The sequence below is a fragment of the Kribbella sp. NPDC051952 genome (genome assembly GCF_040680855.1).
GTDB lineage: Bacteria > Actinomycetota > Actinomycetes > Propionibacteriales > Kribbellaceae > Kribbella.
In genome coordinates this window covers 84,970-97,016 of sequence record NZ_JBFAXQ010000012.1, presented here as the reverse complement: position 1 = coordinate 97,016, position 12,047 = coordinate 84,970, and the positions used below count along the sequence as shown (strand labels likewise).

Here is a 12,047-nt window from a genome sequence, read left to right as displayed (position 1 = left end):
GTGAGACTGACGCGGACATGCCGCAGCACAGTGATGGCCATCCGTCAGCCCTCCTTAGGTCCAGGTAGCGCCCGTCGCTACTCGGCTGGTCCAGGATGCACGCCCGTCCCGGGCCGCGCAATCTATTTAACGGAGCTGGGACCGCGCACTCGGCCGGAGCCGCAGTTCCTGGGCCGGTGCGGCCGAGCGGCAGACCAGTTCCGGCAGCACCTGCCGCTGCCACACCGCCGATGCCGCGAGCCGCCGGCGGTGCTCGTCGTACGCCGCGTCGTCGGCGAACCGGGCCAGCCAGACGAGCACGACCTCGTCCCGCAGCGGCAGGGCCGGAAAGTTGTTCTCGGCAACCAAAGTCTCGAGGACCGCGATCGGCTTCGCCCCGGTCGCGGTCAACGCCGGTACGACGTGATCCTCGAAGTATTCGACGAATCCGTCGTCGGGCGAACCGCGGTGATAGACCGCACCGGCGACCAGCGAGGCCGGGACCTGCGCACCGACCGGAGGACGAAAGGTGTCGCGCCCCGGATAGCCGTCGCCAAGCCACAACGGCTTGAGTAGCAGGGCGTTGTCGGAGTCGACCATCGTCTGGTTCGCGGCCGCCGCGTGCTCGCGCCAGACCGGCCCGTAGTAGAAGTCGTTCAACGCGGCCGCCCGCGCGGGCATGTCCTCGAACCCACGGATCCAGACGAAGCGATCCGGATCGTCGAGGTCGCGGAACTGGCCGACGATATGCATGCCGGCCGCTTCCTGTCCTTCGACGAAGTGCTGGTCGAAGATGTCGATCAAAGTGTCCCGTTGTCCGGGGTGCAGGGTGTACTGACGCAAGTCCACCACGGCGCAGCAGTCGTCCATGCGACCAAGCCAAGCAACGAAACCTGACAGATGCTGTCAGTCTTGCGATCTCGTCACACAGCGTACTCGGTCGAATACCTTTTATCTCCCGGGACTTGAAAGCGGCGGCCGATTTTGATCTGGTGGAGGTAGTGGTTCAACCGTGATGCCACCGACCTGCACGACGACACGACGAGGTTCCTCCCGTGACGATCGCAGCTGTCAGCGCTGACGAATCCAAACAGCGCGTAGCCGACACCACCCATGAACTCCTGCTCGAAGCCGACGCCGTACCGGATCCGCGCCACCAGCAACTGCTCGACCAGGTGGTGATTCTGAACGCTCCGCTGGCCCGCTCGATCGCGTCGCGGTACCGCAGCAAGGGCGTGGACGCCGACGATCTCGAACAGGTCGCCTACCTGGGTCTGGTCAAGGCCGCCAACGGCTACCGGGTGGACGCATCCACAGCCTTCCTCTCGTACGCCGTACCGACGATCAGAGGCGAGCTGAAACGCTACTTCCGGGACTGCGCCTGGACCGTCCGGCCACCGCGCCGGGTCCAGGAGATCCAGGGCAGCATCGCGGCCGCCGAGCCTGAGCTGATCCAGCGTCTCGGTCACGTTCCCAGTGACGAGGAGACCGCCAAGGCGCTCGGCACGGAGGCGTCCGAGGTCGCCGAAGCCGGCGCGGTCCGGGGTTGCTTCACCGCGCTGTCGCTCGACGCGCCCGGCACGGTGGAGGGCGGCACCAGTCTGCTGGACACGGTCGCCGACGCCGAAGACGGCTACGACCTGGTCGAAGACGTACACACGCTGACACCGGCAGTAGCCAATCTCGGCGATCGGGACAAGCGCATCCTCGAGCTGCGGTTCCGGAACGGGTTGACCCAGGAAGAGATCGGCAACGAACTCGGCGTCAGCCAGATGCAGGTCTCCCGTCTGCTCCGCGGCATCCTCGACAACCTGCGCACCCAGCTGGCGGAGAAGACCGCCTGACCACGCGCATTTTCCGGTAGCGTCGGCTCTGTGGACTTCGAGGAGGCGGCGGATGCGCTCTATGCGGCACCTGCTGCCGACTTCATTGCTACTCGCAACGAGCTCGCCAAACAGCTGAAGGCGGACGGCGATCAGGTCGGATCGACCCGCCTGAAGGCGATGCGCAAGCCGACCGTGGCCGCCTGGGTCACGAACCTGTTGTCGCGGAACCTGCCCGACGAGCTGGACGATCTGCTTGCACTGGGAGACGAGTTCCGTGAGGCAACGGCCGATCTCGACGGCGAGCGGCTGCGGGACCTGACGCCGAAACGCCATCAGGTCCTGGACAAGCTGGCCAAGGAGGCCACGCGCCTGGCCGGGGACGAGGGCCAGAAGGTCAGCGCTGATGTCGGTCAGAAGCTGCGCGAGACGCTCGATGCGGCGCTGATCGATCCGGCCGCGGGTGACGCCGTACGCGAAGGGCGGTTGAGCAGCGCGCTGCGGCACGTCGGCTTCGGCGTCGTCGACGAGAACGGCGAACCGTCCAACGTCACGCCGCTCACCGACGAACGCCGCCAGGCCGCGAAGAACCGGCGCAAGGCCCAGCAGGCGGAAGAGGACAAGGAGTCGGCCTCCACGCGGAAGCAGCGGGAAGCCGAGGAGCGCGAGGAAGAGGAACGCGAGGCCGCCAAGAAGTCGAAGGCCAAGCAGGCGTTCGAGGACGCGGTCACGGCGGCTCAAGCGGCCGAGGCAAAGGTCGAGGAGCTCGACACCCAACTGGACAACGCCCGCGAAGCCCTGGCCGACGCCCAGGAGCTGGTACGCAGCGTAGGTGCCAAGCTGGACGAAGCCCGCCGGGTGGCCCGCGACGCCCAGAAGGAGAGCCGCGAGGCCCGGAAGCGATACAACCGGCTCTGATCTGGGTACCGGGCCTCCGAGCGAGAGGAGCCGGCGATGGCGCGGTCGATCTGGAGCGGTTACATCACCTTCGGCCTGGTCTCGGTACCGGTCGGGCTGTACAGCGCGACCCAGGAGCACGAACTGGACTTCCACCAGTTCCAGCAGGGCACGTCCGACCGGATCCGCTACAAGCGGGTGAACGAGCGGACCGGCCGGGAAGTCCCGTACGAGAAGATCGTCAAGGGCCACGACGTCGGTGGCGGCGAGTACGTGATCGTCGAGCAGCAGGAGCTCGACGACATCGCGCCGGGCAAGTCCCGTTCGCTGGAGATCTCCACCTTCGTCGACCTGGACGAGATCGACCCGATCCACTTCCAGAAGAGCTACTACCTGGGTCCGAAGGATTCCGAGAACGCGTCGTCGTACGCGCTGCTGCGGGATGCGTTGGCGAAGACGAACCGGGCCGGGATCGCCAAGTTCGTGATGCGGGGCAAGGAGTATCTGGCCACGATCCGGGCCGATGGCAAGGTTCTCGTGCTGGAGACGATGTTCTTCGCCGACGAGATCCGGGATCCGGTCGAGGAGCTCGGCAACCTGCCGAAGAAGTCGACGGCGGGTAAGCAGCTGTCGATGGCGACCGACCTGATCGAGGCGATGAGCGGCGAGTGGAAGCCCTCGTCGTACCAGGACTCCTACACCGAGCGGGTGCAGGAGCTGGTCAGGACCAAGCACAAGGGCAAGGAGGTCGTCTTCACCGAGGACGAGCCGGAAGCCACCACCCCGACCGACCTGGTCGCCGCCCTCCGGGCGAGTGTCGAATCGGCCCGCAAGTCCCGCACGACCAAGAAGACGGCGAAGAAGACCCCAGCGAAGAAGACAACCGCCAAGAAGACCGCAGCCAAGAAGACGACGGCGAAGAAGACGACCGCCAAGAAGAGCACGGCCCGGAAGAAGGCTGCCTAGTTGTCGCTCGGATTGGTCAGCAGGTAGGAGCTGGGGTTGGCCGGCGCGCCGGCCTCGAGCCAGCGGTTGAAGCCGTCGGGGTTGCGGCGCTCGAACTCGTCGAGGCAGATCCGGCGTACTTCGGCGACCGCCTGGCGGTCCCGTGCTCCGGCGCCGTGGGCGAGTTGGGTCGCGGTCTCGGACCAGACTCCGCAGAGCTCCTCGATGCTGAGCGGACACTGCAGGGACGCGATCAGCGTCTCGTCCTCCACGAGCTGCGCCTCGGTCAGCCGCTTCAGCTTCCGCTGCTGCCGCGACGGCTTCGGCCGCCGCTCCGGTACGACGAGATCGATCAGCACGAACAGGGTCGCCACGATCATCGCCGTCGCCAGCCCGAGCGCACCCCAGGCCAGCAACCGGACCATCCCGGGCAGGCACAGCACGGCAGCCGCCGCGGTCGCCGCGACCGTCGCCGACGACTTGTACGGCGCCTCGTCCGCCACATGCCGGATGACCGCGGCGAGCGGCCAGACCAGCGCGAACACCACGGCGAGCAGGATCGACGCGGCGAGTGGACCGAGCAGCAAGACGCCCGCCAGCACCCCGGTGGTCCCCACCCCGAGACCGGCTGCAAGCGCTATCCGCCGGACCGCCGGCGAGAACCGCAACTCACCTACTGTCGCCACGACAACCTCAGGAGCACCCCCACACACACCGCGCCTATAACCCGAGAACGAATACCCCGTCCACACGGTTCCCAATCCGGACGGGCTCCCCAGAGTCGGCGCCGCGCGAATACGATTCTTCAGATGAGGACCTTGGAGAGCCGGCGGTGACCAGCGTCGACGAGCAGTTCCCCGGCCGGGTCCGGGGGCTCAAACCCACGCCCTCCGACTACTCCGCCGACGTGCTCAGGACGCTGTACGACGCTCAGCTCGGGAGCCGGCACGCGGATCTCGCCGCCCGCTGGATGCAGTCGCAGGGCAGCGGGTTCTACACGATCGGTTCGGCCGGTCACGAGGGCAACGCGGCCGTCGCCGCGGCTGTCCAGCCCACCGACCCGGCCCTGCTGCACTACCGGTCCGGCGCGTTCTACCTGACCCGCGCCGAGCAGTGCGGCTCGAAGGAAGGGCTGCGCGACATCCTGCTCGGCGTCGCGGCCGCGACCACTGAGCCGATCGCCGGCGGCCGGCACAAGGTGTTCGGGCGGCACGACCTGGCGATCATCCCGCAGACCTCGACGATCGCTTCCCACCTGCCCCGGGCGATGGGCGTCGCGTTCTCGATCTCCCGGGCGGCGAAGCTCGGCGTACCCTCGCCGTGGCCGGCCGACGCCATCGCCGTGGCCAGCTTCGGCGACGCGTCCGCGAACCACTCGACCGCGACCGGCGCGATCAACGCCGCCCTGCATGCGTCGTACCAGGGTCTGCCGATGCCGTTGCTGCTCGTCTGCGAGGACAACGGGATCGGGATCAGCGTGCGGACGCCGGACGGTTGGATCCGGCAGGCGTACGGTCAGCGGCCCGGCCTGCGGTACTTCGATGCCGACGGCACCGACCTCGCGGCCGCGTTGTCGATGGCGACCGAGGCGGCCACGTTCGTACGACGCAACCGGCGGCCGGCCTTCCTCCGGCTCCGGACCGTCCGCCTGCTCGGCCACGCCGGTTCGGACGTGGAAGCGGCGTACCGGACTCCCGGCGAACTGGCCGCGGACGAAGAACTCGACCCACTGCTGGGTACGGCGCGACTCCTCCTCGGAGCCGGTCTCAGCGCGGACGACGTCATCGAGCTGTACGAGGACAAGCGGTCCGAGGCCCTGCGGATCGCAGCCGAGGTCGCGGGCCTGCCCCAGCTGTCGTCGGCCGAAGCCGTCGCCGCCCCACTCCGCTTCCCTGACCCCACGACGGTCTCCGCGTCACTGCCCCAGCGCACCGCAACCACGGAACCATTGACCTTGAGCCAGTCGATCAACCACGCGTTGAGCGACGTACTCGCGTCCTACCCGGAGGCGATGCTCTTCGGCGAGGACGTGAGCCGCAAGGGCGGGGTGTACGGCGTGACCCGCGGGCTGCAGAAGGCGTTCGGGGCGGCCCGAGTGTTCGACACGCTGCTCGACGAGCAGTCCATCCTCGGGCTCGCGCTCGGTGCGGGGGTGTCCGGGCTGCTGCCGATCCCGGAGATCCAGTACCTGGCCTACCTGCACAACGCCGAGGACCAGCTCCGCGGCGAGGCGGCGTCGCTGAAGTTTTTCTCGCAGGAGCAGTACGCGAATCCGATGGTGCTGCGGATCGCCGGCTACGGCTACCAGAAGGGTTTCGGCGGTCATTTCCACAACGACGACGCGATCGGCGTACTGCGGGACATCCCCGGCATCGTGATCGCGTCACCGTCCCGGCCGGACGACGCGGCCGCGATGTTGCACACGTGCGCGGCGGCGGCGCGGTCATCCGGCACAGTCAGCGTGTTCATCGAGCCGATCGCGCTCTACCACCGGCGGGATTTGTACGACGAGGGCGACGAGAAGTGGTTGGCGCCGTACCCGGATGAACCGGTGGAGATCGGACGCGGCCGGACGTACGGCGATGGGACCGGGCTGACCATCGTGACGTTCGGGAACGGCGTACCGATGAGCCTGCGGGTGGCGGCACGGGTTCCCGGGGTCCGGGTGCTCGACCTGCGCTGGCTGGCACCGCTGCCGGTCGAGGATTTGTTGCGTGAGGCAACCACCACCGGGCGGGTACTCGTCGTCGACGAGACCCGGCGCTCCGGTGGTGTCTCCGAAGGGATCCTGGCCATCCTGATCGACCACGGCTACACCGGCCGGCTGGCCCGGGTGACGAGCCACGACTCCTACGTGCCGCTGGGCGCGGCTGCGCAACACGTGCTGCTCAGCGAGCAGACCATCGAGACCGCGGCCCGCGAACTGCTCAACTGAACAGGCGCTGCCAGAACGACTTCTTCCGCACCGGCGGCTCGGCCTCGGCGACGGGCTGCGGCTTGGCGGCCGCCTCCGCGCGCTCGTCCTGCCACTGCGCCAGGATCGCTTCCTCGTTGATCATGCCGACCGGGACGACCGGGCCGGTGGTGTCGCGAATGCTGATCCGGATCCGCTGGTTCAGATCGGCGAGGTAGTCCCGCACCTCCGACTCGCGCCGCATCCCCCGGACCTTGTCCTGGACCTGCTGCTTCTCCTTGCGCAACTGGACCGCGGGCGGCAGCAGCGCCTCGGTCTCGACGTCCTCGCGGCGGATGAAATCCTTCACCCACCAGTCGGGATCGTGCTGATCGGCCAGTTTGAGTGGTTTACCCGCACCGGGCAGATTGTCGAACTCGCCCGCGTTGTTGGCCCGCTGGAGCTGCGCCTCGACCCATTCCTGGGTGCTCATGCCGGGCGGCCGTCGCTTGGTCATGTCCACACCTCATCTGTCCTCATCGACAGTTGTGCCAGAACTGCACCTTACCGGCTTGTGAATGCAATCACAAGACATACTGGAGAGGTGCTGACCGACCAAGAGATCGCGGCGATGACGCCGGCCGAGCGCCGGGACCTGATCCTGCGGCTGGCGCCACGGCCCGGGATGCCGACCCGGCGGACGCTGGACCGGTTCCGCAAATGGCGGACCGTACTGATGGTGATCTGCGTGGCCGCGCTGATCCCGTGGACCGTCTACCTGGCGATCACGCTGCCGAGCCACTACGTCGCGCGGAACTGGGTGGCGACCTGGGTCGGGTTCGACATCCTGTTGCTCGCGATGCTCACGCTGACCGCGCTGGCGGGGTGGAAGCGCAAGCAGTTCGTGTTCCCGACCGCGTTCGCGTCCGGGGTGCTGCTGATCTGTGACGCCTGGTTCGACGTGATGACGAGTCAGCGCGGGGCCGACCTCACCCAGGCCCTGCTCAGCGCCTTCGTGGTCGAACTCCCGCTCGCGTTCGCGCTGATCGCCGGCCCGCTCCGCCTGCTCCGGTACGTCGCCATCCGGCACGGCATGATCCACCCGCGGTCGCACCTGTGGCGCATGCCCATCCCGATCCCGGATCTCTACCCCGACCAGAAGGTGCCGCTTAGGGTGGATCCCCACGACGAGTAAGGGGATGCCGCATGGCCGTTGAGGTGCTGTCCGTTGTCGGTGGCGAGCGAGTGGCGGACGCGGTACGGCGTACTCCGTCGACCAACCCGGCTCGGCTGAGCGACGTGGTGGGGACAGTCGGCAGCGCGGGGCCCGAGGTGTTCGTGCGTGCGGCCGAGGCGGCTCGGGCCGCACAAGGTGCGTGGGCGGCGACACCGGCGCCGCAGCGTGGGCAGGTGATCGCGAACGTCGGCCGGCTGATGACCGCCAACAAGGAACGTCTCGCGGCACTGGTCACGCGGGAGATCGGGAAGCCGATCGCGGAGGCGCGCGGCGAGGTGCAGGAGATCATCGACACCTGCGACTTCTTCATCGGCGAGGGCCGCCGGCTGTACGGGCAGACCGTTCCGTCCGAGATGCCGGACAAGCAACTGTTCACGTTCCGCCGGCCGGTCGGCACGGTCGCGGTGATCACGGCCGGCAACTTCCCGGTCGCCGTACCGTCCTGGTACATCGTTCCGGCGCTGCTGTGTGGCAACACGGTCGTCTGGAAGCCGGCCGAGTACTCGGCGGTCGTCTCCGACGCGTTCTACGAGATCTTCGCGCATTCCGGCGTACCCGCCGGGGTCTTCAACGTCGTGTACGCCGATGGGCCGGACACGTTCACGGGTCTCGAGCAGGCATTGCAGGCGGGGCTGATCAGCAAGGTCGGCTTCACCGGGTCGAGCGCGGTCGGCACCCGGATCGGCGAGCTCTGCGGTCGCCACCTGCAGAACCCGTGTCTCGAGCTCGGCGGCAAGAACCCGATGGTCATCACCGAGGACGCCGACCTCGACCTGGCCGTCGAGGGTGCCCTCTTCTCCGGCTTCGGCACGGCAGGCCAGCGGTGTACGTCGCTCGGAACGGTGATCGTGCACGAGTCGGTGCACGACGAGTTCGTCGCCCGGTTCAGCGAGGCCGTCGCGGCAGCGGCGATGGGCGATCCGACCCAGGACGTGCTGTTCGGTCCGTTGCTCGACGAGAAGTTCGCGGCCGGTTTCGAGAAGACGCTTGGCTGGATCACCGACCATCATCACGTGCTCGGGGCGACCGGCCGGGTCAGCGGCGACAACCCGCGGTCCGGGTTCGTCGGCGATCCGGCGGCCGGGTTGTTCTACCACCCGGTGATCGTGACCGGGGTCCGGGCGGACGACGAGCTGTTCCTGAACGAGACGTTCGGGCCGGTCGTCGGGGTCACGTCGTACTCGACCCTCGATGAGGCCATTGCCTTGGGCAACAAGCCGGGGTACGGACTGTCCAGTTCGATCTACACGACGGACCCGAACAAGGCGTTCCGGTTCGCGCAGGGGATCTCGGCCGGGATGGTGAGTGTGAACAACTCGACCTCCGGCGCCGAGGCGCATCTGCCGTTCGGCGGCAACGGCAAGTCCGGCAACGGGTCCCGGCAGAGCGGGGTCTGGGTGCTGGACCAGTTCACCCGCTGGCAGTCCCTGAACTGGGACTACTCGGGCAAGCTGCAGAAGGCGCAGATGGATACGGAGACGGTCGAGGCCGACTTCTCCTTCCAGCTGCCCTGATGGCCGCAGCACTGCCGGAGGCCGCCGACGTGGTGATCGTCGGCGGCGGGGTGATGGGCACGAGCATCGCCTTCCACCTCGCCGAGGCCGGGGTGGAACGGATCCTCCTGCTGGAGAAGAACGAACTCGGCTCCGGCTCGACCTCCAAGGCAGCCGGCGGCGTACGGGCGAACTTCTCCGACGAGCTGAACATCGCCCTGGGCGCGCGCAGTCTGGAAGCCTTCGCCCGCTTCGGCGAACGGCCCGGCCAGGAGATCGACCTGCATCGCGTCGGCTACCTCTTCCTGCTCGAGACAGCCGACCAGCTCGACCTGTTCCGTGAGAGCGCCCGTCTGCAGAACGCGGCCGGCCAACCGACCCGGATGATCGACGTCGACGAAGCCGTCCGCCTCGCCCCGATCGTCGCGCCGGACGGACTGGCCGGCGCCTGCTTCTCCCCTGCGGACGGGCACTGTACGCCGGAGTCCGTCGTACTCGGGTATGCGACCGCGGCCCGCCGGCTCGGCGCCACGCTGGTCACCGGCTGCGAGGTCCTCGGTCTTGATGCTGTCGGCAACCACATCACTACGGTGCGGACCAGCCAGGGCGATGTCCGAGCCGGCACGGTGATCTGCGCTGCGGGCGCATGGGCCGCGGAGGTCGGCCAGTGGGTCGGGATCGACCTGCCGGTCACGCCGCTACGGCGCCAGATCGTCGTCACCGAAGCGATCCCCGGGCTGCCGCCCAGCATGCCGATGACGATCGACTTCAGCAGCACGTTCTACTTCCACCGCGAAGGACCCGGCCTGCTCGTCGGCATGTCGGACCCGGAGGAGCAGCCCGGCTTCCAACTGAATCGAACCGACACCTGGCTGCCCCGGCTGACGGCGGAAATGGAGCGCAGGACACCTTCGCTTCTCGATGTCGGGCTCACCGGCGGCTGGGCCGGTCTGTACGAGGTGACGCCCGACCACAACGCGCTGATCGGCGAGGCCGACGGCATCTCCAGATTCCTCTACGCCACCGGCTTCTCCGGCCACGGTTTCCTCCAGGGCCCGGCCGTCGGTGAGATCATCCGTGACCTCTACCTCGGCCGGACACCCTTCGTGGACATCAGTCCCCTGCACGCCGGCCGCTTCCGGTACGACGGCCCGCGGGCCGAGTGGAACGTCGTCTAGTTGACGACCGCGCCGACGCTGAGGTTGAGCGCCGTACCGGTCAGCGCGCGGGCCTGGTCCGAGGCGGCGAACACCGCGACCGCACCGACGTCGGACAGCGTCGCCGCGCGGTTGAGCATCGTGCGGCGGGCAGTGTCCTTGGCGATCGCCTCCGCCGCCTGCTCAGGGAAGTCGGCCGGGACTGCCTCCGGGATACCGCCGGTCTGCAGGGTGAGGACGCGGATGCCGTGCTGCCCGAGCTCCAGGGCGAAGGTGCGCCGCAGTGCCTCGACGGCGCCGAAGCCGATCTGGAAACCACCGAGGTTCGCGGCCGGATCGCCGTACCCGCCGAAGGTGAGGATCACGCCGGAGCCCTGCTTGATCATGAGCCGGGCGGCGGCTCGGGAGGTCAGGTAGAAGCTGCGGACCATGGTGGAGACCGGCAACTCGAAGTCCGCGAGGTTCATGTCGATCAGCGGCGTACCGAAGGTCTGTTGGTGGCCGATCAGGTTGAACGAGATGTCGATCGCGCCGACCGCCTCGGCGTGCTGATCCACCGACGCCTCGTCGAGTGCGTCGACGACGGCCGTCTCCGCGGTTCCGCCGGCGTCGCGGATCTCGGCCGCGAGCCGGTCGAGTTTCGCCGGCGTGCGGCCGGCGAGATGGACGGTCGCACCGTCCGCCGCGAAGGCCTTGGCAACTGCGGTGCCGATCGGTCCGGCTGCGCCGTACACGATCGCGTTCTTTCCGGTGAGCATCATGAGTGGCCCTCCTTGACCAGTTCGGTGATGAGGTCGTCCAGTTGTTGCATCGAGGCGCGGATGCCATGTTCCATCCCGCCGTCGACGTACTGGTCGCGGTCCTCGACCGCGAAGAACACGGTGTTCTGCGTCAATGTGGTGACGCCGTCGGTCTCGTCGAAGGTGATCAGGTTCAGATAGACCGTGCCCGGCTGCTGGTCGAACTCGTACGTCTGCACGATCCGCTCCGGCGTCGGCGTCCCGTGGTACAGCCCGTGGAACACGTAGCCCTTGCCGTCGCCGTCGTAGTGCGTCCAGCGCCAGCGGCCGCCGTGCTGCGGGTCGAGCTGGTTCACGATCAGCTCGAGACCGGCCGGTCCCAGCCAGCGCGCCACCAGGTCGGGCTCGGTGTACGCGCGGAACAGCAGCTCCCGCGGCGCGTTGAACTCGCGGACGATGACGACCTGCGGTACGCCGGGCTCCGCGATGACCTTCATGACTTGTCCTTCAGGTCGTCGAGCACGTCATCGAGACGATCGAAGCTCTCCGTCCAGTACGCGCGGTAGTCCATCAGCCAGCCGACCGCCTCGCGCAGCGGCGCGGCCTCGAGATGGCTCAACCGCGCGGTCGCCTGCCGGGTCCGGGTGATCAGGCCGGCGTGCTCGAGCACCTTCAGGTGCTTGGACACGGCCGGCTGCGAGACGCTGAACGGCGCGGCCAGCGCGGCCACGGTCGCGTCTCCCCGCCGCAGCTCGGTCAGGATCGCGCGCCGGGTCGGATCCGCCAGCGCGGCGAACACTCCGTTCAACGCGTCTTCATAACCACTTAGTTTTGAAACCATGTGGTTAACATAGCGCGCAGAGCTCTCCCGCTGTCAACCCCT

At 68.1% G+C, this 12,047-nt stretch carries 13 protein-coding genes; 7 read left to right on the top strand and 6 right to left on the bottom strand.

What is annotated here, in order from left to right:
- Positions 1 to 126: 126 nt before the first annotated feature.
- A complete protein-coding gene (locus AB0L70_RS22585) occupies positions 127 to 849 on the bottom strand; it encodes an NIPSNAP family protein (RefSeq protein ID WP_363687116.1) in 723 nt (240 codons plus the stop codon).
- Positions 850 to 1,034: 185 nt separating this feature from the next.
- Here AB0L70_RS22585 and AB0L70_RS22580 point away from each other — a divergent pair, with 185 nt between their 5' ends.
- The 3 genes from AB0L70_RS22580 to AB0L70_RS22570 are packed head-to-tail and all read left to right on the top strand — an operon-like array spanning position 1,035 to position 3,665.
- Positions 1,035 to 1,823 carry a sigma-70 family RNA polymerase sigma factor gene (locus AB0L70_RS22580; RefSeq protein WP_363687114.1) on the top strand — a complete coding sequence of 263 codons (789 nt, stop codon included), beginning with the start codon at positions 1,035 to 1,037 and terminating at the stop codon, positions 1,821 to 1,823.
- Between the two features lie 30 nt (positions 1,824 to 1,853).
- On the top strand, positions 1,854 to 2,720 hold the full coding sequence (locus AB0L70_RS22575; RefSeq protein ID WP_363687112.1) for a hypothetical protein: 867 nt from the start codon (positions 1,854 to 1,856) through the stop codon (positions 2,718 to 2,720).
- Between the two features lie 36 nt (positions 2,721 to 2,756).
- Complete coding sequence (locus tag AB0L70_RS22570; protein WP_363687110.1) at positions 2,757 to 3,665, top strand: Ku protein; 909 nt, start codon at positions 2,757 to 2,759, stop codon at positions 3,663 to 3,665.
- Here the strand turns inward: AB0L70_RS22570 and AB0L70_RS22565 are convergent.
- A complete protein-coding gene (locus tag AB0L70_RS22565; protein ID WP_363687108.1) occupies positions 3,662 to 4,330 on the bottom strand; it encodes a hypothetical protein in 669 nt (222 codons plus the stop codon). The genes AB0L70_RS22570 and AB0L70_RS22565 overlap by 4 nt on opposite strands.
- 146 nt (positions 4,331 to 4,476) lie before the next feature.
- Here AB0L70_RS22565 and AB0L70_RS22560 point away from each other — a divergent pair, with 146 nt between their 5' ends.
- Positions 4,477 to 6,579, top strand: a complete 2,103-nt coding sequence (locus AB0L70_RS22560; protein ID WP_363687106.1) for a thiamine pyrophosphate-dependent enzyme — start codon at positions 4,477 to 4,479, stop codon at positions 6,577 to 6,579.
- Here the strand turns inward: AB0L70_RS22560 and AB0L70_RS22555 are convergent.
- Positions 6,572 to 7,054 (bottom strand): DUF1992 domain-containing protein, encoded by a 483-nt coding sequence (locus tag AB0L70_RS22555; protein WP_363687104.1) that lies wholly within the window; start codon positions 7,052 to 7,054, stop codon positions 6,572 to 6,574. The genes AB0L70_RS22560 and AB0L70_RS22555 overlap by 8 nt on opposite strands.
- Positions 7,055 to 7,141: 87 nt before the next feature.
- Between AB0L70_RS22555 and AB0L70_RS22550 the strand changes: the two genes are divergently transcribed.
- Genes AB0L70_RS22550 through AB0L70_RS22540 form a run of 3 tightly spaced genes read left to right on the top strand, consistent with a single transcriptional unit; the run spans position 7,142 to position 10,445 of the window.
- On the top strand, positions 7,142 to 7,732 hold the full coding sequence (locus AB0L70_RS22550) for a hypothetical protein (RefSeq protein WP_363687102.1): 591 nt from the start codon (positions 7,142 to 7,144) through the stop codon (positions 7,730 to 7,732).
- Between the two features lie 11 nt (positions 7,733 to 7,743).
- Positions 7,744 to 9,288 carry an aldehyde dehydrogenase family protein gene (locus AB0L70_RS22545; RefSeq protein ID WP_363687100.1) on the top strand — a complete coding sequence of 515 codons (1,545 nt, stop codon included), beginning with the start codon at positions 7,744 to 7,746 and terminating at the stop codon, positions 9,286 to 9,288.
- Positions 9,288 to 10,445, top strand: coding sequence for an FAD-binding oxidoreductase (locus AB0L70_RS22540; protein ID WP_363687098.1), 1,158 nt, complete (start codon positions 9,288 to 9,290; stop codon positions 10,443 to 10,445). The genes AB0L70_RS22545 and AB0L70_RS22540 overlap by 1 nt, the downstream gene beginning before the upstream one ends.
- Here the strand turns inward: AB0L70_RS22540 and AB0L70_RS22535 are convergent.
- Genes AB0L70_RS22535 through AB0L70_RS22525 form a run of 3 tightly spaced genes read right to left on the bottom strand, consistent with a single transcriptional unit; the run spans position 10,442 to position 12,005 of the window.
- Positions 10,442 to 11,185 carry an SDR family oxidoreductase gene (locus AB0L70_RS22535; protein WP_363687096.1) on the bottom strand — a complete coding sequence of 248 codons (744 nt, stop codon included), beginning with the start codon at positions 11,183 to 11,185 and terminating at the stop codon, positions 10,442 to 10,444. The two genes, AB0L70_RS22540 and AB0L70_RS22535, sit on opposite strands and share 4 nt — an antisense overlap.
- Entirely contained in the window at positions 11,182 to 11,661 is a 480-nt protein-coding gene (locus tag AB0L70_RS22530; protein ID WP_363687094.1) for an SRPBCC family protein, read from the bottom strand. The genes AB0L70_RS22535 and AB0L70_RS22530 overlap by 4 nt, the downstream gene beginning before the upstream one ends.
- Positions 11,658 to 12,005: a metalloregulator ArsR/SmtB family transcription factor gene (locus AB0L70_RS22525; RefSeq protein WP_363687092.1), complete on the bottom strand. Its 348-nt coding sequence runs from the start codon at positions 12,003 to 12,005 to the stop codon at positions 11,658 to 11,660. The genes AB0L70_RS22530 and AB0L70_RS22525 overlap by 4 nt, the downstream gene beginning before the upstream one ends.
- Positions 12,006 to 12,047 lie beyond the last annotated feature (42 nt).